General features: G+C 58.7%; 19 protein-coding genes. 8 read left to right on the top strand and 11 right to left on the bottom strand.

Annotation, left to right across the window (positions count from 1 at the left end; genetic code table 11):
* Positions 1-89: 89 nt before the first annotated feature.
* The 8 genes from AB4N73_RS09320 to AB4N73_RS09285 all read right to left on the bottom strand — a co-directional run bounded on the left by AB4N73_RS09320 (position 90) and on the right by AB4N73_RS09285 (position 11,485).
* Complete coding sequence (locus tag AB4N73_RS09320; protein WP_016774872.1) at positions 90-920, bottom strand: carbohydrate ABC transporter permease; 831 nt, start codon at positions 918-920, stop codon at positions 90-92.
* An 8-nt stretch (positions 921-928) separates the two neighbouring features.
* Positions 929-1,855: a carbohydrate ABC transporter permease gene (locus tag AB4N73_RS09315; RefSeq protein ID WP_041480415.1), complete on the bottom strand. Its 927-nt coding sequence runs from the start codon at positions 1,853-1,855 to the stop codon at positions 929-931.
* A gap of 156 nt (positions 1,856-2,011) precedes the next feature.
* Positions 2,012-3,322, bottom strand: a complete 1,311-nt coding sequence (locus AB4N73_RS09310) for an ABC transporter substrate-binding protein (RefSeq protein ID WP_353188267.1) — start codon at positions 3,320-3,322, stop codon at positions 2,012-2,014.
* 342 nt (positions 3,323-3,664) lie between these two features.
* Positions 3,665-4,570, bottom strand: a complete 906-nt coding sequence (locus AB4N73_RS09305; protein ID WP_056789758.1) for an AraC family transcriptional regulator — start codon at positions 4,568-4,570, stop codon at positions 3,665-3,667.
* Between the two features lie 88 nt (positions 4,571-4,658).
* Positions 4,659-5,522 carry a PI-PLC domain-containing protein gene (locus AB4N73_RS09300; RefSeq protein ID WP_315435115.1) on the bottom strand — a complete coding sequence of 288 codons (864 nt, stop codon included), beginning with the start codon at positions 5,520-5,522 and terminating at the stop codon, positions 4,659-4,661.
* Between the two features lie 107 nt (positions 5,523-5,629).
* Positions 5,630-6,934 (bottom strand): glycosyltransferase, encoded by a 1,305-nt coding sequence (locus AB4N73_RS09295; protein ID WP_460143315.1) that lies wholly within the window; start codon positions 6,932-6,934, stop codon positions 5,630-5,632.
* Positions 6,935-7,030: 96 nt separating this feature from the next.
* Complete coding sequence (locus AB4N73_RS09290; protein ID WP_460143314.1) at positions 7,031-10,954, bottom strand: hypothetical protein; 3,924 nt, start codon at positions 10,952-10,954, stop codon at positions 7,031-7,033.
* Between the two features lie 171 nt (positions 10,955-11,125).
* On the bottom strand, positions 11,126-11,485 hold the full coding sequence (locus AB4N73_RS09285) for a response regulator (RefSeq protein ID WP_095180108.1): 360 nt from the start codon (positions 11,483-11,485) through the stop codon (positions 11,126-11,128).
* A 265-nt stretch (positions 11,486-11,750) separates the two neighbouring features.
* Here AB4N73_RS09285 and AB4N73_RS09280 point away from each other — a divergent pair, with 265 nt between their 5' ends.
* From AB4N73_RS09280 to AB4N73_RS09260, 5 genes are read left to right on the top strand one after another with little or no spacing between them, the layout of a single operon-like run.
* Positions 11,751-15,224, top strand: coding sequence for a response regulator (locus tag AB4N73_RS09280; RefSeq protein ID WP_460143313.1), 3,474 nt, complete (start codon positions 11,751-11,753; stop codon positions 15,222-15,224).
* On the top strand, positions 15,224-16,057 hold the full coding sequence (locus AB4N73_RS09275; protein WP_041480257.1) for a CheR family methyltransferase: 834 nt from the start codon (positions 15,224-15,226) through the stop codon (positions 16,055-16,057). The genes AB4N73_RS09280 and AB4N73_RS09275 overlap by 1 nt, the downstream gene beginning before the upstream one ends.
* Entirely contained in the window at positions 16,054-16,647 is a 594-nt protein-coding gene (locus tag AB4N73_RS09270; protein ID WP_041480259.1) for a chemotaxis protein CheB, read from the top strand. Before AB4N73_RS09275 ends, AB4N73_RS09270 begins: the two co-directional genes overlap by 4 nt.
* Complete coding sequence (locus AB4N73_RS09265) at positions 16,641-17,855, top strand: hybrid sensor histidine kinase/response regulator (protein ID WP_041480260.1); 1,215 nt, start codon at positions 16,641-16,643, stop codon at positions 17,853-17,855. Before AB4N73_RS09270 ends, AB4N73_RS09265 begins: the two co-directional genes overlap by 7 nt.
* Before the next feature lie 44 nt (positions 17,856-17,899).
* On the top strand, positions 17,900-18,277 hold the full coding sequence (locus AB4N73_RS09260) for a response regulator (protein WP_056789776.1): 378 nt from the start codon (positions 17,900-17,902) through the stop codon (positions 18,275-18,277).
* 43 nt (positions 18,278-18,320) lie between these two features.
* Here AB4N73_RS09260 and AB4N73_RS09255 read toward each other — a convergent pair whose 3' ends face one another.
* The 3 genes from AB4N73_RS09255 to AB4N73_RS09245 form a co-directional block, all read right to left on the bottom strand.
* Entirely contained in the window at positions 18,321-19,991 is a 1,671-nt protein-coding gene (locus AB4N73_RS09255) for an ATP-binding protein (RefSeq protein WP_150740916.1), read from the bottom strand.
* Complete coding sequence (locus tag AB4N73_RS09250) at positions 19,988-21,490, bottom strand: ATPase domain-containing protein (RefSeq protein ID WP_056789781.1); 1,503 nt, start codon at positions 21,488-21,490, stop codon at positions 19,988-19,990. Before AB4N73_RS09250 ends, AB4N73_RS09255 begins: the two co-directional genes overlap by 4 nt.
* Positions 21,491-21,622: 132 nt before the next feature.
* Positions 21,623-22,678: a tetratricopeptide repeat protein gene (locus AB4N73_RS09245; protein WP_252882100.1), complete on the bottom strand. Its 1,056-nt coding sequence runs from the start codon at positions 22,676-22,678 to the stop codon at positions 21,623-21,625.
* A 171-nt stretch (positions 22,679-22,849) separates the two neighbouring features.
* On the opposite strand from AB4N73_RS09245, the gene AB4N73_RS09240 reads away from it, so the two are divergent.
* The 3 genes from AB4N73_RS09240 to AB4N73_RS09230 are packed head-to-tail and all read left to right on the top strand — an operon-like array spanning position 22,850 to position 26,130.
* Positions 22,850-24,985 (top strand): FUSC family protein, encoded by a 2,136-nt coding sequence (locus AB4N73_RS09240; RefSeq protein WP_460143311.1) that lies wholly within the window; start codon positions 22,850-22,852, stop codon positions 24,983-24,985.
* Positions 24,975-25,175, top strand: a complete 201-nt coding sequence (locus tag AB4N73_RS09235) for a DUF1656 domain-containing protein (protein ID WP_016774855.1) — start codon at positions 24,975-24,977, stop codon at positions 25,173-25,175. The genes AB4N73_RS09240 and AB4N73_RS09235 overlap by 11 nt, the downstream gene beginning before the upstream one ends.
* Before the next feature lie 25 nt (positions 25,176-25,200).
* Positions 25,201-26,130 (top strand): biotin/lipoyl-binding protein, encoded by a 930-nt coding sequence (locus AB4N73_RS09230; RefSeq protein WP_370695142.1) that lies wholly within the window; start codon positions 25,201-25,203, stop codon positions 26,128-26,130.
* Positions 26,131-26,206: the final 76 nt, after the last annotated feature.

Here is a 26,206-nt window from a genome sequence, read left to right as displayed (position 1 = left end):
GGCCGTGTCAGTCGACATCAGGGTTGAATGACACTCCGCTTTCGCGAGCAGGCTCGCTCCCACAGGGGATAGGGTTGGATTCGGGATGTTCATTTCACGGCGCCGAACGAGAGACCGCGCACCAGTTGCTTCTGGCTGATCCAGCCAAAGATCAGAATCGGCGCACAGGCCAGGGTCGATACGGCCGACAACTTGGCCCAGAACAGCCCTTCGGGACTTGAATACGAGGCGATCAGCGCGGTCAGCGGTGCGGCATTCGATGAGGTCAGGTTCAGCGACCAGAACGCCTCGTTCCAGCACAGGATCAGCGACAGCAGCACGGTCGAGGCGAGGCCGCCCTTGGCGATTGGCAGCAGCACGCGGACCATCTCCTGCCACAGCGTCGCACCATCGAGGCGGGCGGCTTCGAGGATGTCCTTGGGGATGTCCTTGAAGTAGGTGTAAACCATCCAGACCACGATCGGCAGGTTGATCAGCGTATAGATCACGATCAGCGCGATGCGCGTGTCGAGCAGGCCGAAACTCTTGGCCAGCAGGTAGATCGGCATCAGCACGCCCACCGGCGGCAGCATTTTGGTCGAGAGCATCCACAGCAGCGTGCCTTTGGTGCGCTGGGTTTCGTAGAACGCCATCGAGTAGGCCGCCGGCACCGCGATCAACAGGCACAGGGCGGTGGCGCTGAAGGAGATCACCACCGAGTTCCAGGCGAAGCTGAAGTAATCGCTGCGCTCGTTGATGTGCAGGTAGTTCTCCAGCGTTGGCGTGAAGATGAACTGCGGCGGCGTGGCGAAAGCGTCGATTTCGCTCTTGAAACTGGTCATCACCATCCAGAAGATCGGGAAGAAAATCACGATCGCGATGGCCCAGGCCAGCGTGCCGAGCAGCAGGCTTTGCAGGCGGCGGGATTGTTGGAGGGTCATGGCAGGCCTCACGCTTTGTCAGTCAGGTTTTTGCCGATCATTCGCACCAGAATGATCGCGGCGATGTTGGCGATGACCACGGCAATCAAGCCGCCCGCCGAGGCCATGCCGACGTCGAACTGCACCAGCGCCTGGTTGTAGATCAGGTAGGCGAGGTTGGTCGAGGCGTAGCCGGGGCCACCGTTGGTGGTGGTGAAGATTTCGGCGAACACCGAGAGCAGGAAGATTGTTTCGATCATCACCACCACAGCAATCGGCCGCGCCAGATGCGGCAGGGTCAAGTGCCAGAAAATCGCGATCGGGCCGGCACCATCCAGGCGCGCGGCTTCTTTCTGTTCCTGATCCAGTGACTGCATGGCGGTCATCAGAATCAGGATCGCGAAGGGCAGCCATTGCCACGAAACAATGATGATGATCGACAGCAGCGGGTAGTGCGCCAGCCAGTCCACCGGTTGCGCACCGAACAGCTTCCAGATGTAGGCGAGGATCCCCGAGACCGGGTGGAAAATCAGGTTTTTCCAGATCAACGCGCCGACGGTGGGCATGATGAAAAACGGCGAGATCAGCATGACCCGCACCAGGCCGCGCCCAAGGAATTCGCTGGCCTCCAGCAACGCGCTGATCAACACACCGAAGACCACGCTGATCAGCAACACGCTGCCAACCAGCAGCAATGTATTGGTCGCGCCGGGCATGAAACCCGAATCAGTGAGGAAATAGGTGAAGTTCTCCAGCCCGACGAATTCGTTTTCGCCGGGATAGAGCAAGTTGTAGCGGATCATCGAAAAGTACAGGGTCATGCCCAGCGGCACGATCATCCACAGCAGCAACAGCGCCACCGAAGGACTGACCAGAAACCAGCCGGGATTGCGCACGCGCAGCTTGCGCTGCGGTGGCGACAGGTCGATGTGGGCTTTGGCAGTTGAAGTATTCATGGCATTCACAACCGAGTCATACAGACCTATGGAGATCCCCATGTGGGAGCGAGCCTGCTCGCGAAAGCGCTGGGTCAGTGTCATGTGTGTTGGCTGACACGACGCCTTCGCGAGCAGGCTCGCTCCCACAAGAGGCAGGAGCAAGGCATTCAGCGGTTACTTGGGATAACCGGCGCGCTTCATCTCGCGTTCCGTGGTCTGCTGCGCCGCCGCCAGCGCCTGATCCACCGTGGTCTGGCCGATCAGCGCTGCCGAGAACAGCTTGCCGACCTGGGTGCCGACTGCCTGGAATTCAGGAATGGTCACCAGTTGAATGCCGATGTACGGCACCGGTTTCAGCGTCGGTTTGCTCGGGTCAGCGGCTTTCAGCGATTCCAGCGTCACTTTGGCAAACGGCGCGGCGCTCATGTAAGCATCGCTGTAGGTCGAAGCGCGGGTGCCCGGCGGCACGTTAGCGATGCCATCGGTCTTGGCAACCAGTTCGCCGTACTCTTTGGACGTGGCCCAGGCGCTGAAGGTTTTTGCTGCGTCCTTGGCCTTGGAGCTGGTCGGAATCGCCAGCGCCCACGAATACAGCCACGCCGAGCCTTTATCCGTGACTTGATGCGGAGCGAAAGTGAAACCGACGTGATCGGCGACCTTGCTCTGGGTCTTGTCGGTGACAAACGAGCCGGCGACGCTGGCATCGACCCAGATCGCGCATTTGCCGCTGTTGAACAGGGCGAGGTTTTCATTGAAACCGTTGCTGGATGCGCCCGGCGGGCCGGATTTCTTCATGGTGTTGACGTAGAAATTCAGCGCGTTTTTCCACTCCGGGCCGCTGAATTCCGGTTTCCATTGCTCATCGAACCAGCGCGCGCCATAAGCATTGGCGACCGTGGTGACCAGCGCCATGTTCTCGCCCCAACCAGCCTTGCCGCGCAAGCAGATACCGTACTGCTCTTTGTCTTTGTGGGTGAGCTTTTCGGCAAACCCGGCGATCTCTTCCCAGGTCGGCCGCTCCGGCATGGTCAGCCCGGCTTCCTTGAACAGGTCGGTGCGGTAATAGGTGATCGAACTCTCCGCGTAAAACGGCAGCGCATACAGCGAACCCTTCACCGACAGGCCTTCGCGCACCGACGGAAAGACATCGTCGAGGGCGTAACTGGCCGGCAGGTCCCTCATCGGCTCCAGCCAACCCTTGCCGCCCCAGAGTGCGGCTTCGTACATGCCGATGGTCAACACGTCGAACTGGCCGCCCTGAGTGGCGATGTCGGTGGTCAGGCGCTGACGCAGGACGTTTTCTTCCAGCACCACCCAATTGAGCTTGATGTCCGGATGCTCGCTCTCGAAGGTTTTCGAGAGTTTCTGCATGCGGATCATGTCGCTGTTGTTGACGGTGGCGATGGTCAGGGTCTGGGCGCCAAGGCTGACGCTGCTGAGGGTCATGCAGGTGAGAGCGAGCAGAGCTTTTGCAGTGGGTTGCATCGTGCACTCCTTTTCTGACACCCGACGGGGCAGAAGGACAGTTATTGTTTTTGTGTCTTCCGAATGCAGGAAGAATCTGCGCTGATTACAGCCTTCCACGGCGGAGCTGACAAATCATCCCTAGCACTTTTGTTGATACTTTTTTGCACTGGGGTTTGGGCGGGGGAACGCAGGGAAGGGGTTTTGCGCGAGGGACCGTTAGCGAATGCGTACAGATTTCGCCAGCCGGGGCACGGTTTTTTGTGGGAGCGAGCCTGCTCGCGAAGATGGTGTGTCAGCCACAGGATTTTTCACTGACAGACCGCTTTCGCGAGCAGGCTCGCTCCCACAGGTGGCGTGTCGTCAGAGATGGTTCTGTTCAGTCAGCCGCTGCACCGCCAGCCGTCGATAGTGCGACGGCGTCATGCCCTTGAGTTGCTGGAAGCGTCGATTGAAGTTGGAAATATTGTTGAAGCCCGACTCGAAGCACACCTCGGTCACCGGTTTGTCACCATCGGCCAGCAGCTCACAGGATTTGCTGATGCGCAGGCGATTGACGAATTCGATGAAGTTGCGCCCGGTGGCCTGCTTGAATACCCGGCTGAAATAGGTCGGTGTCATACCCAGGTGTTCGGCCACTTCTTCCAGTGAGATGTCCCGCGCGTAGTGGCTGAAGATGTAGTCGACCGCGCGGTTGGTGCGGTCGATGTTGTGTTCGTCGGCCAGTTGCGGCGTGGTGGCGCCGGACAACAACTGGAAGTCATCACTGGCCGCGAGCAATTCCATCAGGATGAAAAAGTGCCCGAGGCGAGTGATGCCGGTGCTGTCGGCGATCCGCTGCATCAGTGTCATGGCCTGACGGATCGTGCGCTTGCAACGAAATTCGATGCCGTACTGCGCACGCTCAAGCAGTGGCGCCAGGGATTTCAGCTCAGCGAACACCTGGTGCCCGCTCTCGAACAATTCGTCGGTGAAGTTGACCAGCATGTCGCGCTTCTCCACCACTTCATCCTCGGCGACCTGGCTGATCCAGTTGTGCGGCAGGTTGGGACCGGTCAAAAACAAAGTCTCTGGATAGAAGTTGCCGATGTAATCGCCGATGAACACCTTGCCGGAGCTGGCCACGATCAGGTGCAGCTCGTACTCCTTGTGGAAATGCCAGCGCACCAGCGGGCAGGGGAAGCCGTGCTGGCGGTAGATGATGGACAAACCGTTATGGTCGTCCATCAACTCGTAGGAAGGGTCGGTCACGCGAGCGGTTCGGGTCATGACGGGGCACTTTTTTATTATCGCTGCGCGATCATGCCTCGTTTTTTGCCATTTGTGCCACTTCCGACCGGCCGTCCGTGGTGACCGCTCAACTGAGCTTGTCGCGCGCCTTTTGCAGGTTGGCCATTTGGCAGAAACGCACGATGTTGGAATTTTTGATGAAGTCGAAATTGATAATGTTGCACTTGCGCGCCCAATCGGATTTTTCCGGGTCGAACCACTCGTCAAGACTGTCGAGGATTCGCTGCGGCCCGCCGAGTGTGTAACTGGTTGCCGACAGCGACCATGGGCGAAGCGTACTGACAGGTGTGCTCAGTACGTTGTCTATATAGCCATAAAGATCCGAGGTGCTGACCTGTGATTTGCCGATCCACTTGTGATTGATTGGTCTGTAGAAACGAAAGTCTTCGCTTTCCCAGGTCATCGGCGCGGCCACCATAATGCGTTGCAATGGATTGATGGCTTTGAGTTGGCCAATTGTCAGATGCAGATTGTCGGTGGGAATGATCCGTTCCCCAAGGTGCTCCAGCAAAGCTGTTTTGAATTCCTCATGGTTGAATGGATCTGTAGCGCTGGAAAGTTCATGAAAGTCCAGAATGATAAACTCATTCGGGCTTCTTTCATAAAACCCCTTAAGGTCCCTGATCAGGTCTTCAAGCGTTCGCGAAGAGTTGAATCCATTGTGGTGAAAACGGAATCTCGCCAGTTGTTTCGCCTTGCTGTTGTAAACAAGGCGTACATCAAGTGCGCGAGCGCCGCGATTCAACTGCGAATAAAAGGAAACGTCCTGGCAGGCAAGCCAGTTTTTCCCGGGAATAAGGGCGTAAGACGCTTCCCAGTCACAACCGGCGTTATGCGCGCCGGGCAGGGTCATTTCAAATAACGAAAGATTATCGATTTGTGGTGAATAAGCCATCCATTGATGGGTTGGTATATCGTCGAAGTTTTCCATGTTGCACATCCTGCGAAGTGGTTAGTAAGTTGCGCGCAGGATGTTTATAAGCATGTTCGTGTTATTGCGAAAGTTGGCTTTTAATGCAAGTCATGTAATTGATGTAATCAGCGCTCTGTTGGGCTCAATTGGTTTTTGGCTTCGATCCATTGAGCCATGTATTGAGTGCTTTTGAGTGTGTGATGTCGCAACATGGCGCCGGTGAAGTTGTCGTTTCTAAGTTGTGCCAAGTGTTGTCGGCAATCATCTATCCGGTTGATCAGACGCGGGCCATGTACGCTGCGCTGATAACGCTGCTGCAAAAGTGCCGAAGCCTGAATCTGCGCCTGCTGCCAGCGCGCCGGATTTTCGTACAGTTGCACCGCCTGTTCGGCAAAGGTGTTTGCGTCGAGGGCGACGGCTCCCGGCCACGGAGCGTCGCCGTGCATGGCTTCGGCGCCGATCGGTGTGGTCACACTCGGCGTGCCACAGAGCATGGCATCGAGCAGTTTGCCCTTGATTCCCGCGCCGAAGCGCAATGGCGCAAGGCAGACTCGCGCTGCCGACATCACTTCAAGTGCATCTTCGGCCCAGTCCATGATGTGAAAGCCTTGGGCCGGATTGTGCAGTGCGGTGGCTTTGGGCGGCGTATAGGCGCCATAGATATGCAGTTGCGCGCGAGGCAGGCGCGCGCGGATCAGCGGCCAGAGCGTGGTCTTCATCCAGAGCACGGCATCCCAGTTCGGCGCGTGACGGAAGTTGCCAATGCTGAGGAAATGCGCGCGCTCTTCGAAACCTGGCGGGGCGGTGTCCGGAAGATCAATCATCAACGGACACCAATGCAGGATTTGCCGAGGCAGACCGAATTCCTCCACCAGCAGGTCGATCTCGACTTCGGAAATCATCAGGTTCAAGTCGCACCGATACAGCGCAGCGATTTCCCGTTTGGCCAGATCGGTGCCGGCCATCAGCTGGAATTCTTCGGGCAATGCCGGTGCAAACAGCCCGGTGAAATCAGTCTGCTCGTCGTTGCTTTTCAGCCGGTCTTTCAGGCGCTGATGACGCGCATGACGCAGACTTTGCAGGTCGGAAGTTTCCAGAATGCGCAGGGCGTCCGGGCAGTGTTTCTCCACCCGCCAGCCGAACTGTTCTTCCATCATGAACTGATCGAACAGCACGATATCTGGCGCCAACTCGCTGATGAACGTGTCGAAACTGCTGTTGTTGAGCTCGATCGATACTTCGCGAATGCCCAGCGCCGTCAGATCAGCCTTGTGTTCACCCGGGCCGGCCGGGCTGCTGAAAGTGATGTCCCATCCCTGATCGAGAAATGTCTCGAGGATCTGCATGACATGCCCGCTGGCCGCCGATGAGCGCGGTTCTGGCCAGACGTAGCCGATGACCAGAACTTTGGTGGTACGCGAATGGCTCACGACTGATCCTCTGACCCATGGAAGAAAAAAGGGCGCAATTAAACCACAGCGAAGTGATTGAAATGCACCCTGTCCACCGACCAGCCGTTTCAGCGTTTAAATGACCGGTTTGGCGAGGTTGAGCAGCAGCGGCCCTTGTAGAAACTTGCCTGCAGCGGTGTTGCGCACGGCATCGTCGATGGTCTTCACATTGAAGCTCAATATGGCCGGACGCGTTTGTGCTTGATCGAGCAGCGATACCGCAAGCATGTATGACTCAGCGTTGGCCAGCGCCGGATGGTCCTGGACCAGTTTCGGCAGACTGGTTTTTACCTGGTTGAACTCGACGAATCCCGGTCGGTGCGCCAGAGCGTGATGTGGATTGATCAGGTTGTCCGGATGCGCCTTGCGCGCGTCCCGAGCCAGCTCCAGCAGTCCGACCGCATCGAACTCCGCCTGATGCAACTCCGGGTAGACCTTGCCGTAGTACAGGTCGAGGGTGTCCGGGCCACCGTGGGACATTTCGTGAATCAGCACGTCGGCGACGCTGCCGTCGTCGTAGCGCGACAACTTGTAAAACTCATCGAGATTGTCCGGGTAGATCGACAGAAACCGGCCTGCGGACTCATCGATTTTTTCGCCGGTGCGCAGCGCTGTCTGCCAACGCTTATAGGCCGGTGGCGAAAGCGAGGCGATCACGCCGGGTTGATGCGGGCGGAACGTCACATTGCTGAAGCTGATCGACTCGAGATCCTTGCGCATCGCGCTGAGATGTTTCGACACGTGCTGTGCCACTTCATCGGAATCGTTACCGAACACATGCTTGAGCACCGCGCGAATGTCGTCGTTGGAAGACAGTTGCGACAGCGCGTTGATGGAGTTGTCCAGCTTGGTCCGGGCGCGGGGAATGGCTTTTTTCAGATAACCGCGGGTGTAACTGAATGGCTTGAAGCGGCCGAACAGACGCTTCAACGGGGCGAAGTTACCCAGGTCGAGCAGTTTCAGGCGCGGGCCCCAGGCACCGCCGGTGCGGATGCTCAGCGCGTGCCAGTCCTGGTTGCGTTCCAGCACTGCGATGTCGATCGCCTCGCCAAGCGCGTCGGCGCCTCGCCAGGTCGCCTGACGCACATCGCCGGTGTGGGAGAGCCTGAGCCAGTCCCGACTCTCGACGCCATGGATCAACCTTTTCAATTGCACGGTGGCGGTGTGCGCGGTGTCGAGCGCGGTTTCACCGGCAAAGACCACGCCGCGTTTGACCAGACGAAAACCTTTGCGGGCGAGGGTGGGCAATCCGTCGAGCGGGTTGATCAGCGACACGGCCGCTCGGGCCACGGCTTTGGCGACTTTCAGCAGTTTTAGGGTGGTCGACCCGGTCTTGGCGATGATGCTCGCTGCCGACGCGCCAAGACCGACCAGCAGGCCGATGACCGACAGGCCATCCAGAATGCAGCCACCAATGCCTTCGGCGACACGGTCGGTGCGTCCGGAACGAATGTCTTCAATGCACTGTTTGAACGGCACGATGACGTTGATTGCCAGGTTCTCGACGATCTCCCTGGTGTCACGCCATTCTTCCAGGCCGTTGCGCACATCCAGTGCGGCATACAACTCTTCGCGGCGGGCGACAGGATGGTTATCCAGTACGCATTGGGCGATCTCATCCAGTTGCGCAGAAAAGAACAGCGGAACCGCGCGCACATCAGTCTCTTGCAGTTGCAACTGCCAGAGCTTCTCCACCACTACTTTGGAAGTCATGCCCTGGCGTGGTTCGCTGCCCTCGCGGTAGGCGGCGTAATCGAGGGGCCACTCGCTGGCTTTGTTCTTGTCCTGAAAATCGTACTTGCTGCCAGTGTATGAAAGGGTCGGCCGTTGATGAATGAGACCGGTGTCTTGCAGCTTGAGCGCCAGATCCGGACGCTCGTAGCAGACGCCGCGCAGCGTGAACAATTCGTAAGCACGCAGCCGATCACCGTTGTCGCAGCAAAGAATAATCCCGTAACGCCCATTGGCCTCATCTCGCTGGATTTGCGTTTCTTGCTGCGTATTCAGTGGATTGACTTCCTTCCTGACGGTGTAGAAGGTCATTTGGCCGCTGGTCAAGGCCTGACGATCATGCTCTGGCATCTGCGTGATCGCCATTTTGATCAGGGACGATAGACCCTCGCGCACGTTCCGGTAGTAACGATCAAACGCCTGGTCAAACAGTTGCGACGGCGATTGCAGTTCGGCCAGGCGGGTGAAGGCATCGGCCGGGGGGTGGAAGTTGTCGCGGGTCTTGAATTTGTCCGAAAGTTGTCCGTCTTCAACCAGATCGCCGGAAAGATACAGATCGAGAATCGACAGGCGTAGGCGCAACAGGCCGTTGATCGCGTATTGGTTGTTGTCAGTGGCGCTGGCGAGGAAATTCCAGAACTCGGTAAGAATCCCCGCCGGATGCGCAGCCTTCAACCCTTCGAGCCAGCTACGTTCGCCGAAACTGTCCAGGTACTTTATTTCGAAGGCCGGCTGTTCGAGATAGGCGCCGGCGGGCATCACTTGCTCCAGCGCACGCAAAGCGATTTTGCGCCGGTCCGGTGGCGCGGTGGACAAGCCTGTTTCAGACTGGGCCAGAGCCTCCATGTAACGCGAGAAATACGCGCTGGCCTTGATCACCGTGGTCTTGTCGTAGTCTTTGTCGCTGCGGTAAGGGATGACTCCGTTGAGTACCGCCCAGTCCACCACCGCCGGGATCGCCGCCGCTTCGTACAACTTGTCGAGCTCACCGGAAACCGGGGTCAGCTCGGAAAACGCCTTGAGTTGTGCGAACGTCATTGCACGCGAGCTGCCAGGTGCGGCGTGCTCGACCACGGCAGCGCTCTGGCGCGCAGTTACCCAGCCTGGCTTGTCCAGCGTGAGCCCGGGCGGGATCTGGTCGATCAGCAACTCCGGTGCTGCACCCGCGATCAATAGATGCGCTGCCAGTGGCGCGTTGTGCGCTTCGCTCAGGCCCAGATCAACCAGATGCTGTTCGAACAGGACGCGTACTTCGGCAGCGCTGAGTGTGGAATTCGCCGGTTGATAGAAGTCATAGCCGGCGACAAGAGGCTGATCGGAGCGCAATTGCATGTCGATGATCAGCGCAGCGATGACTAACTCATTGACCTGGCGTTCGCGCACGTCCGCGTTATTGGCTTCCAGATGCCAGCCAAGGCGTGCATGCAGGGTTTCTCCCAGGGCGCGAGCGGTTTTTCGCCTCAGGAAGTTGTGCAGGAACTTGTCCGCGTTGTCGCGTATGTCCTGTGCCGGAATCAGGTTGAAGTTGGCGAACGCCAGTACCTGCAACAGGCTTGTCGCACCTTGGGTCAGCTCATGCACTGTCTGGGTTATGACTTTGCGGTCCGCCATCGATAGATGAAACGGTGATGACTCATCGGCGTGGAGCAATTCGTGGTAGTCGCCCAAGGCGGGTGGCTCGGGCAGTTCGAAGGCCAGCCATTCAATCAGAGCCCGGGTTTCGGCAATGTTCGTCGGCAAGTCATAACCGTTGAACTTCAACCATTGCACTATGCCAATCACTTGGCCGGAATAAACGACGCCGCCGATGTTCTTCGCCAAATCGGCGAGCATATCGAGTTCTTCGGAAAACACCGAAACTTCAGCATTGTCCAGTGCAATGCTGAAACGATGGGATTCGAACTCTGAGTCATAAACAACGAGAACTCCGGCGTTGGTATCCACTGCTAGGTTAATATCAGCTGAAAAAGAATGGTTGCGTAACAGTTGCGCAAACTCCGGGGTTGCAATTAAATTTTTCAAGGCATTGCGTGCTGGTTCACAGTGTTCGTCAAAACTGCTGCCGATGACCCGGGGTATGAAGCGATCTTGCACATTGAATACAGTGGCGACCGGCAGCGAGGCGCTTGCCGAGTAACTGTCGGCCGAGACTTCAAACTCAGTTGCCTTAAGGGCTTCGGCAAGTGACTGAACAATAAGCGCGCGTTCCTGTTTGTCGGAAGCGGAGCAATCGACGGCGGCAGGCACGTCGGAAGAAATGAACTGCATGGGCTCTATCCTGAATGAGTATCGAAAGTTCCCTGGCTGTATTTCGTTATTTATTAACGCGGCCAAAGATTATTCAGGATAGAGCTGGCAGGTTAAGCAATGGCAGTGTTAGTTAGTTGCTGATTATTTTCGGATGTGACAAGTTGCATCTGCGACGGACATTTATCAGGTTTATTTCAGAATGCCTTTAACTTTGTCGCGCAATTGATCGATGGAGAAGGGCTTGCCGATGACATGCATGCCATCGGGTACTTCGAGACTCTCGGCATAGCCGCTGGCGAACAGGATGGGCAGAGCAGGGCGCAGCTGACGGGCCTTTTGAGAGAGTTCGCGGCCATTCATGCCAGGCAGGCCGTAGTCGGTCATCATCAAATCGATGGCTTTGCCAGGATCCGCAAGGATTTCGAGTGCCGCGTTGCCGTCATCAGCCTCCAATACCGTGTATTCCAGCTCCTCCAGCACATCGACGATAAGCATGCGCACGATGGAGTCGTCTTCTACGACCAGGATAGTGGATGGAGTGGCAGACATGGCAGGACTCTCAGAAAAATGAAATCGGGGGATACCGGGCAAGCGAATTTGCCGGACTCTTGCATGAGTAAGTGGCGCATAGCCACAAGTTCCCGAGCTGATACAAAAAAGAACAGGTCAGTGCGGTGCGGCAAGGATAACCGTTGGCGTCGTCCAATGCGCAGGTGTGCGTAGGAAAATGCCATCATTTGTGTGAGAAAAATGGATCCATGGCGGGGTTTTGGGGCAAACTCTCGGGTTTTCAACAGTTCGACAAGGCTGCCCCATGTCCTCTCCGTCCTCGGTTGATGAACAACGGTTCCGCAAACTTCTGAGTCGCAACGTCAGCCTGCCGCTGGGCGTCGGCGTGCTCAGTGCGGTGTTTTTCGTCTCACTGATCACCTATTTGCTGTCCGTCATCCAGTGGGTCGAGCATACCGACCGGGTGATCAATAACGCCAATGAGGCGGTGAAACTCACTGTCGATCTCGAAACCGGCATGCGCGGCTATCTACTTAGCGGTGATGAGCACTTTCTCGATCCGTACGAAGTTGCCAAGCCGCGTATCGACGTCGCTCTCAATACGTTGCTGGAGCTGACCGCCGATAATCCGGTGCAGACCGACCGCCTGCGTCGTCTGCAAGCGTTGCAGGTGGAATGGGCCAACTACGCGCAATCGATGATCGACCTTCAGCGCAGCAGCGGCGATTATCGCGGTGCGGTCAAGGCCGGGCGGGGCAAGCGGCTGACCGACGAAATTCGCAAGCAGTTCGAAGACGTCATCGAAACCGAGCAAGTGCTGCGAGCCACGCGCAACGAGGATGTGCGTCGCACCACCATCTGGAGCATCACCCTTTATCTGATCTTCATCGTGGGAATCAGCGGTTTGCTGGCCTACATCGGCCGCCGTGACCTGGTCAATCTGTCGACCAATTACAGCGCCAACCTCGCGGCGCAACAGGCCAGCGCCGAACGCCTGGAGAAGCAGGCGTGGCTGCGCAACGGCCAGACACAATTGGCCGAGCAGGTGCTGGGGCAACTGACGCTGAACCTGCTGGGGCGCAACATTCTGCAATTCTGCGCGCAATACCTTGGCACTGCCGTCGCTGCGCTTTATGTGCGTGAAGAACATGGCGGCCTCAAGCGCGTGGCGACTTATGGTTTCTCCCGCGAGCAGGAAGAGCTCAATCAAACGATTTACAGCGGCGAAGGCATCGTCGGCCAAGTCGCAGAACAGGCACGCCTGATCCGTCTCGACGCGGTCCCCGGCGACTATTTCAAAGTCAGCTCCGGCCTCGGCGCAGGCCTGCCGCACAGTGTGCTGGTGGTGCCGACCAGTGATGACGACCGCGTCAATGGCGTGATCGAGCTGGGTTTCCTGCGTCCGCTGTCCGAGCGCGACATCGAGTTGCTGGAGCTGATTGCCGGCAACATCGGCACGTCGATCGAGGCGGCGCGCTACCGTCAGCGCTTGCAGGAAGTGCTCGCCGAAACCCAGCAGCTCAACGAAGAGCTGCAAGTGCAGCAGGAAGAGCTGAAGACTGCCAACGAAGAGCTGGAAGAACAGTCGCGGATTCTCAAGGAATCCCAGGCGCATCTGGAAACCCAGCAAGTGGAGCTGGAGCAGACCAACGAGCAGCTCGCCGAACAGCGCGATGCGATGGACAAGAAAAACACCGAGCTGAATCAGGCGCAGATTCAACTCGAAGAGCGTGCCGAAGAGCTGCAACGCTCGAGCAAGTACAAGTCCGAATTCCTCGCCAACATGTCCCACGAACTGCGCACGCCGCTCAACAGTTCGCTGATTCTGGCCAAGCTGCTGGCGGAAAACCCGCAGCAGAATCTGTCGGCGGAGCAGGTCAAGTTTGCCGAATCGATCTATTCGGCCGGCAACGATCTGCTCAACCTGATCAACGACATCCTCGACATTTCCAAGGTCGAGGCCGGCAAGCTTGAAGTGATTGCCGAAAACACCCGCGTCGATCGTCTGGTCGATGGCTTGCGCTCGATGTTCGAACCGCTTGCTGCCGACAAGCACCTTGCTTTCACTGTCGAGGTCCAGCCGGACGCACCGGGCTTGCTGTTCACTGATCGTCAGCGTCTGGAGCAGGTGATCAAGAATCTGCTCTCCAACGCGATCAAGTTCACCGAGCACGGCGCCGTCAGCCTGAGCATCACCGCGCAGCCGAATGATCACATCGCTTTCAGCGTCAAGGATTCCGGGATTGGTATCGCAGCCGATCAGCAGGAAAGTATTTTCGAAGCGTTCCGTCAGGCGGATGGCACCACCAACCGCAAGTACGGCGGCACCGGTCTGGGCCTGTCGATCTCGCGGGATCTGGCGACGTTGCTGGGCGGTTCGATCAGCGTCGACAGCGTACCGGGGCAGGGCAGCACGTTCACCCTGGTGTTGCCGCGTCAGTATCACGAATTCGGCGAAACGCCGGCCGCGCCGCTGACTTTTCATACCGCGCCTGCGGTGGCTACACCAGTGGCCGTTGCGGCACCGCTGGCGTCAGCGATTCCGGCTGTCATCCCGCGCTTCGCCGACGATCGCGACAAGGCACCGTTCGCCACGCGCTGCATTCTGGTGGTGGAAGACGAGCCCAACTTCGCCCGTATCCTCTATGACCTGGCCCATGAGTTGGGTTACATGTGTCTGGTCGCCCACGGCGCCGACGAGGGTTACGACCTGGCCCGCGAATTCGTGCCGGATGCGATCCTGCTCGACATGCGCCTGCCGGATCACTCTGGTCTGACTGTGCTGCAACGTCTGAAAGAACGCGCCGAAACCCGGCACATTCCGGTGCACGTGATTTCCGTGGAAGACCGCGTCGAGGCTGCCATGCACATGGGCGCCATCGGCTACGCAGTGAAGCCGACCACCCGCGAAGAGCTCAAGGACGTGTTCGCCCGTCTTGAGGCCAAGCTGACGCAGAAGGTCAAGCGCGTGCTGCTGGTCGAAGACGACGATCTGCAACGCGAAAGCATCGCGCGGCTGATTGGCGACGAAGACATCGAAATCACTGCGGTCGGCCTGGCCCAGGACGCCCTGGAATTGCTGCGCACGACCATCTACGACTGCATGGTCATCGACCTCAAGCTGCCGGACATGCTCGGCAACGATCTGCTCAAGCGCATGTCCACCGAGGACATCTGCTCGTTCCCGCCGGTCATTGTCTACACCGGCCGCAACCTGACTCGCGATGAAGAGGCCGAGCTGCGCAAGTATTCACGCTCGATCATCATCAAGGGCGCGCGCTCCCCGGAGCGGTTGCTCGACGAGGTCACACTCTTTCTGCACAAAGTCGAATCGCAGCTGTCCCATGAACGGCAGAAGATGCTCAAGACCGCGCGCAGCCGCGACAAGGTCTTTGAAGGTCGTAAAGTGCTGCTGGTGGACGACGATGTGCGCAACATCTTCGCCCTGACCAGTGCACTGGAACACAAAGGCGCTGTCGTGGTGATCGGCCGTAATGGTCGCGAAGCGATTGAGAAACTTCATGAAGTCGAGGACATCGACCTGGTGCTGATGGACGTGATGATGCCGGAGATGGATGGCTTCGAAGCCACCATGGAAATCCGCAAGGATCCGCGCTGGCGCAAGCTGCCGATCATCGCGGTAACGGCCAAGGCCATGAAGGACGATCAGGAGCGCTGCCTGCAAGCGGGCGCCAACGATTACCTGGCCAAGCCCATCGACCTTGATCGTCTGTTCTCGCTGATACGTGTGTGGCTACCGAAAATGGAACGCATCTAGTGGAACGCAGCAGTCCGGCCGAGCGCAACAGCGAAATCGAATTACGCTTGTTGATCGAGGCGATTTACCTGAAATACAGCTATGACTTTCGCGACTACTCCGGCGCTTCGATCAAGCGCCGGGTGCAGCACGCGCTGAGTCAGTTCGAGTGCGCGACCATCTCGGCCCTGCAAGAGAAAGTCCTGCACGACCCGACGGCGTTCATGCAGCTGCTGCAACTGCTGACGATCCCGGTCAGCGAGATGTTCCGCGATCCGTCGCACTTCCTGGCGATCCGCAACGAAGTGGTGCCGCTGCTGCGCACCTATCCGTCGCTGAAGATCTGGATTGCCGGCTGCAGCACGGGCGAGGAGGTCTATTCGATGGCGATTCTGCTGCGCGAAGAAGGCCTGCTCGACCGCACGATCATCTACGCCACCGACATCAACCCGCGCTCGCTGGAGAAGGCCAAGCAAGGGATTTTCTCCATGGAAAACGTCCGCGCCTACACCGCCAATTACCAGCAGGCCGGCGGCCAGCGTTCGTTTGCCGATTACTACACCGCAGCCTATGGCTACGCGATTTTCGACAAGAGCCTGTGCGAGAACGTGACATTCGCCGACCACAGTCTGGCCACCGATAGCGTGTTCTCCGAAACCCAGTTGATTTCCTGCCGCAATGTGCTGATCTACTTCAACAAGAAGCTGCAGGACCGGGCGTTCGGGCTGTTCCATGAATCGTTGTCGCATCGCGGCTTTCTGGTGTTGGGCAGCAAGGAAACCCTGGATTTTTCCAACTATTCGAACCAGTTCGAGGCGTTGGTCAAACAAGAACGGATCTACCGCAAATCATGAACGACACCCCGAGCCTGCCTCGTATCGAGGCTGTCGTGATCGGCGCCTCTGCGGGCGGTGTCGAGGCGTTGTTGACCCTGCTCGGGCCGTTGCGCAAAGGCTATGTGCTGCCGATCATCATCGTTCTGCATCTGCCGGAAGAACGCCGCAGTCATCTGGCCGAAGTGTTCTCCCGCCGTGTTGCGATGCCGGTCAAGGAAGCTGAAGACAAGCAGGACATTGAAGCCGGCACGGTGTATTTCGCCACGCCCGGTTATCACTTGTCGGTCGAAGCGGATCGCAGCTTGTCACTGAGCCTGGAGGACCGCGTACATCATTCGCGGCCTTCAATCGATTACCTGTTTGAATCCGCCGCTGACGTTTACGGCGAGACACTCGCCGCTGTCCTGCTGACCGGCGCCAATCACGATGGCGCGCGCGGGCTCGCTTACGTCAAGCGTTGCGCCGGCCTGACCATTGTTCAAGACCCCGAGGATGCACAAGTCGCCACCATGCCCCAGGCTGCACTGAACGTTCTGCAGCCGGATCATGTCCTACCCATTCACGGCATCGGCCGTCTGCTAGTCGAGCTGGAACGAATCGCATGCTGAGTAATATCCAAGCCAAACTGTTGATCGTTGACGATCTGCCAGAAAACCTGCTGGCGCTGGAAGCGCTGATCAAGCGCGAGGATCGCACGGTCTATAAGGCTCTGTCGGCGGACGAAGCACTATCGCTGTTGCTGCAGCACGAATTCGCCATGGCCATTCTCGACGTGCAGATGCCCGGCATGAACGGCTTCGAACTCGCCGAGCTGATGCGCGGTACAGAGAAGACCAAGAACATTCCGATCATCTTTGTCAGCGCTGCCGGCCGAGAACTCAACTACGCGTTCAAAGGCTATGAAAGCGGTGCGGTGGACTTCCTGCACAAGCCGCTGGATATCCATGCGGTGAAGAGCAAGGTCAACGTTTTCGTCGATCTGTATCGCCAGAGCAAGGCGATGAAGCAGCAGGTCGAGGCGTTGGAGCAGGCCCGGCGTGAGCAGGAAGCGCTGCTGCAACAACTGCAAAGCACTCAGCTTGAGCTGGAACAAGCGGTGCGCATGCGTGATGACTTCATGTCCATCGTTGCCCACGAGGTGCGTACACCGCTCAATGGCCTGATTCTCGAAACCCAGTTGCGTAAAATGCATCTGGCGCGAGACAACGCCTCAGCGTTCACCCTCGACAAGATGCAGGCGATGGTCGACCGCGATGAGCGGCAGATCAAAAGCCTGATTCGCCTGATCGAAGACATGCTCGATGTCTCGCGAATCCGCACCGGCAAACTGTCGATCCGCCCGAGTCGTTTCGATCTGGTGCAACTGGTCAGCAATCTCCTGCAGAATTTTGCCTCGCAAATGGAAGCGGCAGAAACCAGCGTTTCCTTCGAGGCATCGGCGCCGGTAGAAGGTTGCTGGGACGAGTTCCGCATCGAGCAAGTGGTGTCCAATCTGCTGACCAATGCCTTGCGTTACGGTGGTCGCAGCCCGATTCAGGTGCGCGTCTATCGCGAAGATGACGAGGCCCGGGTCGAGGTACAAGACCACGGCATCGGCATCAGCGCCGAGAACCAGAAGCGTATTTTTCAGCAGTTCGAACGGGTGTCCGCCAAGACGGTGGTGGCCGGGCTCGGGCTGGGTCTGTTCATTTCCGAGCAGATCGTCGCCGCCCATGGCGGCTCCATCGTCGTCGAGAGTGAAATCAACGAGGGCGCCCTGTTTCGCGTTTGTCTGCCGATCCAGGAAAACGGCATATCCGACGCAACCTCTGAGTGACCACACGGTCGTATCAGCAGCTATTGACCGAACAAAGGCTTCCCATGAGCGTAGATGCGCAAGATGTAGTACTCGTCGTCGAAGACGAACCGGTTATCTTGATGGTCCTGACGGATTACCTGTCGGGGCAGGGCTATCGCGTGTTGCAAGCGGAAAATGGCGAGCAGGCTTTCGAGATCCTCGCCAGCAAACCTCATCTCGACATACTGATTACCGATTTCCGCCTGCCGGGCGGGATCTCCGGCGTGCAGATTGCCGATCCGGCGGTGAAATTGCGACCGGACCTCAAAGTGATTTTCATCAGCGGCTATCCGCAGGAAATCCGTGAGACCGGCAGCCCGATTACCAACAGCGCACCGATTCTGGAAAAACCGTTTGATCTGGATGTGTTGCAGGAAAAGATTCAGGAGTTGCTGGCCTGATTCTCATGCAGGAGCTGCCGAGCCTTCGGCAGCTCCTATCGATTCAGCTATTGATCATCTCGCGCACCTTTGCGGTGAGCAGATCAAAGGTGAATGGCTTGGTGATCATCTGCATCCCCGAGTCGAGGAAGCCTCCGCGCACCGCAGCGTGCTCGGCATAGCCGGTGATGAACAACACCTTCAGACCCGGCCGGTATTGCCGACCGACTTCTGCCAGTTGCCGACCGTTCATGCCCGGCAGACCGACGTCGCTGATCAGCAAATCGATGCGTTGCGTCGAATTTAGAATCGGCATGGCGCCGTCGGCATCACCGGCCTCGACGAACGCGTAACCCAGCTCACTGAGCACGGCGCTGACCAATACGCGCACCGCAGGGTCGTCTTCAACGATGAGTACGGTTTCGCCATCCATCGCATACGGAGCCTGCTGCGAATCCGAGACGGGAATTTCTACTTCCTCACCCCGGAAACGCGGCAGATAGAGTTTTACCGTGGTGCCTTCATCGATTTCACTGTCGATCGACACATGCCCGCGCGACTGCTTGCTGAAACCATAGATCATCGACAGTCCGAGGCCGGTGCCCTGGCCGATCGGCTTGGTGGTGAAAAACGGATCGAACGCACGGCTGACCACGCTCTGCGGCATGCCGCTGCCATTGTCAGTGACGCTGAGCATCACGTAATCGCCTGGCTCCAGATTGCTGTACGCAGCCGTGAATTCGCGATGCAGCACCTGATTGCTGGTTTCCACCACCAGCTTGCCACCCTCGGGCATCGCATCACGGGCATTGATCACCAGGTTGAGCAGGGCGCTTTCCAGTTGATTGGGATCGGCCTCGGCAACCCAGAGATTGTCGTCCAGGCGCATTTCCAGATGAATGCTTTCATTGAGGCTGCGTTGCAGCAGCTCGCCCATCGACAGCACCAGCGTGTTCATTTGCACGGCTTTCGGGTCGAGTGACTGACGGCGCGAGAACGCCAGCAGACGGTGAGTCAGGCCGGCGGCGCGGTTCGCTGACGTCACACCTAGATCGATCAGGCTGTCGAGGTCTTCCGTGCGGCCTCGGGCCAGACGTCGACGCAGCAATTCAAGACTGCCGATGATGCCAGTGAGCATGTTGTTGAAGTCGTGAGCGATGCCGCCAGTGAGTTGGCCGACCGCTTCCATTTTCTGCGATTGGCGCAGGGCTTCTTCGTTGTGGCGAAGTTGTGCGGTGCGTTCTTCGACTTGCTGTTCGAGGGTTTCCAGAGTCGATTGCAGGCGTCGTTCGCTTTCACTCAGGTCGATCAGCCGATCGCGCGCTTCATATTGTCGTCGTCGCCCACGCAGGGCGGCGGAGACCAGGCTGACCAGCGTCGCGGGATGGAAGGGGCGCTCGAGAAACGTCACGTTGCCCAGCAGGGTGCTGAGGCGCGACGGCGGCCCTTGTTCATCGCCGCCATGATGAGTCAGCAGGACAATTGGCATGTCCGACCACGCGGGCTGCTGGTCAAGGTAGGCGATTAGCCCTTCCAGTTCAGGTCCGCGCAGCGCTTCAGCAGCAATCAGCAGCAGTCCGGCACCGACCTCCAGCTCGGTGCATAAAGCGCCGAGATTCGGCGCCACCATGCCGCCGTAGCCGGCTTCGTTGAGGATCATCAACGCGATCTGGCTGTCGCGACCCATGGGCGCCAGCACCAGCACCCGCTCGGCCAACGGCGTGTTGACCGTCACAAGCTTTCATCCTCAAGCAATGGATTGCTCGCTCCCATGTAGGTCGGCACGCCACGCAGCACGCCCTGGAAGGATTCCAGCGGTTGGCCGATGGTCATGCCATGCGAGGAAATCCGGTATTCACGGATGGTCGACTCGTGGTTGCCGGTACGTTTCTTGATAATCGAGATCGCCCGGCGGACTTTGCCGAGGGCTTCGAAGTAGCGCAACAGAATCACCGTGTCCGCCAGGTAAGTGATATCGACCGGCGCCTGCATATCGCCCACCAGACCGTGCTGGGCGACCGTCATGAAGGTGGCCGCGCCTTTGCGGTTAAGGTACAGCAGCAGCTCGTGCATGTGCAGCACCAGCGCATTTTCTTCCGGCATCGCCGCTTGATAGCCGTTGATGCTGTCGATTACCACGGTTTTGATACCCAGCTCATCGACGCAACGGCGCACGCGATGGGACAACTCACCGGGAGACAATTCGGCGGCGTCTACTTGTTCGATCAGCAGATTACCGGTGGCCTGCAAGGCTTTGAGGTCGATACCGAGATGACGCATGCGTTCGAACAGCAGGCCCAGCTCTTCATCGAAAATGAACAGCGCGGCTTTTTCGCCTCGAGCCACCGCTGCGGCGGCGAAGATCATCGAGATCAGCGATTTACCGGTACCGGCCGGGCCGAGAATCAGCGTGCTGGAGCCGGTTTCGATACCGCCGCCGAGCAGGGCGTCCATTTGCGGTATGCCGCTGGACAGCTGCAGACGTGGGTAGTCGCCGCGATGTTCCGCCGCTACCAAGCGTGGAAAAACATGGACGCCGTCGCCCATGATGGTGAAGTCGTGGAAACCGCCACGGTATTTCTGCCCGCGATACTTGACCACTCGAACGCGCCGACGCTCAGCGCCGTAGCTCGGTGTCAGCTCTTCAAGACGAATCACGCCGTGGGCGACACTGTGCACGGTCTTGTCGAGGGACTCGGTGGTCAGGTCGTCGAGCAGCAGGACGGTGGCGTCGTAGCGCACGAAGTAATGCTTGATCGCCAGAATCTGCCGACGATAGCGCAACGAGCTCTGCGCCAGCAGACGGATCTCCGAGAGACTGTCGAGCACAACGCGAGTCGGTTTGAAACGTTCGACCACTTCGAAAATCTGCCTGGTCGCCTCACCCAGTTCAAGGTCCGAGGAATACAGCAGACTTTGCTGGTGTTCGGCATTGAGCAGGCTTTCGGGCGGTGTCAGCTCGAAGATCTTGATGTTTTCGTTCAGCTCCCAACCGTGGGAGAGCGCACCTTGACGCAGTTCTTTCTCGGTTTCCGAGAGAGTGATGTACAGGCAGCGTTCCCCGGCCAGCGCACCGGCGCGCAGGAAATGCAACGCCACGGTGGTTTTGCCGGTCCCGGGTTCCCCCTCGAGCAAAAACACATGGCCGCGAGACAAGCCACCGGCAAGGATGTCATCCAGACCTACAATGCCGACGGCGGCCTTTGCACTGATCAACTCGTTTGATGTAGTCAAAAAACGCCCTCTTATGACTAGGGTAATCCGGCGGCTGGCTAGAGTGAGCCGCCTGAGTAACTTGACCTCACGGCGTGTTCACGGTTCCGCTTTTTCTTGGACGGGCGGCCAATTGAGTCCGCCCTGACTGGATTAAAGACCTTGTTGCAGGGCCGGGTCGTCCGGATTCAGCTGCTCCAGTTGCGCCAACAGGATCTGCACATTCTGCAGTTGGCCGCTTTCCTTCCAGTAGTTGATCAGCAACACCCGCGCCTTGCGGTCGGCGGGGTGGCGCTGGACGATTTCCTGCAGCTGTTTTTGCGCCGCTTCCAGTTCTTCCGCGCTGTGCAGGGTGGTGGCGAGGTCGTAGCGATAATCCTTGTTGTCCGGCTCCAGCTCGACGGCTTTGGACAGGCCGAGCAGGGCATATTCGCGCTGGCCGTGGTGCAGCAGCCACAGGCCGAGGGCATGTTGCAGATAGGCGGAATCAGGCTGCGCCTTGAGTTGACGTGCGAGCAACTGGCGAGCGGCATCGCTCTGGCCCTGGCGGTCAAGCACATCGATCTGCATGACCAGCGCCGCCAGGTTGCCCGGTTCCAGACGCAAGGTATTGTCCAACGCCTGTTGGGCCTGTTTGTATTCGGCGTTGTGGATATAAAGACGGGCCAGTTGCGCATAGTTGGCGGCGCTTTCCGGCTGGCTTTCCAGTGTCTGCTGCCAGCCATCAATAGCCTGCTGCAGCGGTGCGAAGTACAAACCCAATTCATCCGGGCTCAGGCCGAGCAGGGCATTGATCGCGGCGAACCGCACGGTTTGTTCTGCGTCGTCGAGCAACGGTCCGAGCAGCAGACTGCGTTGCCCGCCGGGCACCAGCCCGACGATGCTTTTGATCGCGGCGACGCGCACTTGCGGCGCTTCGTGATGCAGGTCGATGTCAGCCAGTTTCAAGGCCTGCGGGCTGGGGTAGTTGGGCAGCTCGCCGTGCAGCCAGACCCGGCGTTTGACCGAGATGTCCGGGCGGCCCAATTGCTGGTACAACTGGCGCGCCGCTCCGGGTTCACCAGTGCGCGCGGCGTTCAGCGCTTCGCTGTAGCCATGTTTGATAGCATCGGGGATGGTCGGTGTGCTGCTGCGCCATGACAGCCAGACGACGCCGAGGATCAGTACGAGGCCTAGGCCGATCAGCAGGTTGCGGCGGGACTGAGTCATGCGGGGTTTCCGAAAGCTTCGAACTTGAGCAGAGCGGCAAGCTTCGTTCAGCTTGGCGCGGGAGTCAAACCGTTGCCGGCGAATCGTCCTACAACACGTGTCGACTGTGAAATCCGTCAGGCTTTTGCTGCAATGTCTACGCTTGCAGAAGTCGTTTTAAAGAGTGTGCCCATGCCAGCGCTGTTCGCTTATTTCAAGGCTTTGATCCATCCCGGTCAGGCTGTTCTGCTGTTTGCCCTGCGGACCATCGCCGCCGGGCTGTTGACCCTATATCTGGCGTTCATTTTCGATCTCGAACAACCGAAGTGGTCGATCATGGCTGTTGTGATTGTCAGTCAGCCATTGGCAGGGATGGCACTGGCGCGCAGTTTCGGCCAAGTGGTCGGCACCACCGTGGGTGCCGCGGTGGCGGTGCTGATCATGGCGATTTTCCCTCAGGCGCCGCTGCCGTTCATCACGACATTGGCGTTGTGGCTGGCGCTGTGCACCGCGGGCGGCACCTTGCTGCGCTACACCAGTTCCCAGGCGTTCGTGCTCAGTGGCTACACCGCAGTGGTGGTGGCCTTGCTGGCAATCCCGGATCAGGAAGGCACGTTTTTGCTAGCGGTCACCCGCGTCACTGAAACCCTGCTGGCCGTTGCCTGCGTGTGCGTGGTGAGCCTGCTCACAGCCCGGCCTGAAGCAGTGGCCAAAGGTTATTTCGCCAAAATCGATCAGGTGATCAAACTGGCCGCCAGCCACGCCGCCGAAGTGCTTCGCACGGAAGAAAGCGAAGCCGATTTTCAGCGTCGGCAGATGCAACTGCTCGGCGAGATCAGCGCACTGGAGGGGTTGCGGCGCCATTTGTATTTCGATGCCCCACGTTTGCGCGATGCCGACAATCTGGTGTTGCTGCTCGGCAATCAACTGATGCTGCTGACCTCGCGACTGACCGCGCTACGGCATCAGCGCGAATTGCTCATCGAACGCTGGGAGGGCGATCTGCCGCTGGAGGTGCAGCAGCTGCGGGCCGAGGAACTGGCGTTGCTTGAGCAACTGGCGCAACAGGGCCGCGCGCTGTCTGGCGCGGACCGGCAACGTTTCGTCACCTTGCAGCAACAATTCGAAGCGTTGGCGTACAAGGCCGAGCAGCAGACCGAGAACATGAGCGCGACCCTGCGTTCACTGGCCTGGGCGCTGCGTTGGGAGCAGGCGCGCCTGCTGCAGCAACTGGAGCAGATTCTCGAACTGAGCGACGCCATTCAGGAAGGGCGCCCGGCCAGTTGCCTCTATCGCGGCCAGAGCAGTCCGTTGCATCTGGATTTCACCCTGGCCTCGATGAACGCCATTCGCGCCTTTACCGCGCTGTTGGTCAGCGGATTGATCTGGATCGAAACGGCGTGGGATGGCGCGCGCGGCGGAATGATTCTGGTGGGGATTCTCTGCTCGCTGATGGCGACTTTTCCGCGTCCGCTCATGGCTGCGCAAAGCTATGCGCGAGGTTTGGGTCTGGCGCTGGTGGTGTCGGCGTTCTATCAATTCATGCTGGTGCCCGCGATCAGTGATTTCGAGCTGCTGGCCTTGCTGCTGGCGCCGCTGCTGTATGCCATTGCCGTGGGCATTTCCAGTCCGGCCACCGCCGGTATCGGCATGGGCCTTGGGCTGTCGAGTTTTCTCATGCTCGGGCCGCAAAACACCGGCACTGGGCAGAATACGGCGATCCAATGGTTCGAATTCGCCGGCGCCTACGTCAGTGCAGCGATGCTGGCCCTGATCGTTTATGCGCTGATCTTCCCGTTCCGCCCGGCCTTGCGTATCCGGCGCCTGTACGGCGAAGCGCGGGAGCAGGTGTACCAACTGAGCAAAATGCCGGCCACCGATGAACAACAATTCGCCTTCGAGAGTCGGATGACCGATCGCCTGACCAGCATGCTCGGCCTGCTGCCAGCGGCAAACGATCGCGCCATGCAACGCTTGTATGAAATCAGCCTGGCTTGCGTAGCCCTGGGCGTGGCCATGCATCAGCTGAGGCAGCAGGCGCAGAACAACGCGTTACTCACCGATGCGTTCAGCCAGCGCCTGGCATCAGCGTTACGCAAGACCGGTCGCCTGGTTGCCGGACGCGCTGATGTGCAGCTCCCGGCGCTGCTGGCGACGTTGCACCAACTCGGAGATCAGCTGGACGAGTTGCACGCCGCCAGTCATGAACATTTATGGTCGGTTTTTCGCATGCGTGTGGCGCTGCTGATTGTGGTGTCGTTCCTCGAGCGCCACGGCGAATATTTGCAACCTCAAGGTCTGGAAGGAGAACCGCAACTTGCCCATTGATTTCGAAATTGGCGGGGTTTATCTGCCGCCGATTGCCCAGGCTCTGTTACTGGCGATCCCGATTTTCATGTTGCTGGACTGGTGCTTGCGCCGCCTGGGCGTACTGCGCCTGGTCTGGCATGAAGCGCTGTTCGAAGGCGCGCTGTACGCCTGTGTCTGCGCCACGCTGATTCTGTTGATGGGAGCCTGATGTCTTGAAAGCACTAGTTGCACGAATGATGACCGTGGCAGTGGTGATCCTGGCGATCGTCCTCGGCTGGTTTGCCTGGGAGTATTACACCCGCGCGCCGTGGACACGGGATGCTCGGGTGAGGGCGGATGTGGTGACGCTGTCAGCGGATGTTTCGGGGCGTATCGTCAAACTGGCGGTGCAGGACAACCAGCATGTCGACAAGGGCCAGTTGTTGCTGGAGATCGATCCGGCGCGCTATCAACTGGCGGTCGAGCATGCCCGACGCTCGGTGGAGGTGTCCAAGGCCTCGCTGGGGCAATCGCAAGCGGCAATCGTCGCCAGTGAAGCGTTGCTCAAACAACGTCAGAGCGAGGAGCGCCGGCGACGTACGCTGAAGCAAGGCTTCGCCATTTCCGGTGAGGAATGGGAGAAGGCCAGTACCGACGTGGCGGTTGCCCAGGCGGATCTGTTGCGCAATCAGGCCAACCTCGGGTTGGCCGAAGCCAATGTGCAACTGGCAATTGCCGCGCTGACCCAAGCCGAACTGGACTTGCAGCGCACCCGCGTTGAATCGCCAGTGAGCGGTTACGTGACCAACCTGCTGACCCGCCAGGGTGACTATGCACAAGCCGGCGGGGCACTCCTGGCGTTGGTCGACAGCGATTCGTTCTACGTCAGCGGCTATTTCGAAGAAACCAAGCTGCCGCGAATCGCGGAGGGTGATCGGGTACGCATTCAATTGATGAGTGGTGAGCGCTTCGGCGGCACAGTGGAAAGCATCGCCTTCGCCATCGCCGACCGCGAAAACGCGCCCGGCAGCCGATTGCTGGCAAACATCAACCCGAGTTACACCTGGGTGAAGCTCGCGCAACGGGTGCCGGTGCGCATTGGCATTGATGGTGACTTTGCCGGCAAGAATCGCCTGCGCGCCGGTACAACCGCCACTGTCACCGTCCTGGAGGATCACCGCTGATCCATTGTGGGAGCGAGCCTGCTCGCGAAGGCAGAGTATCAGCCACCGCTGATATGTCTGACCTGACGCTTTCGCG

The organism is Pseudomonas sp. S3_B08 (assembly GCF_054667725.1).
The sequence above is the reverse complement of the archived record's forward strand: the minus strand, read 5'-3'. Positions and strand labels throughout refer to the sequence as shown.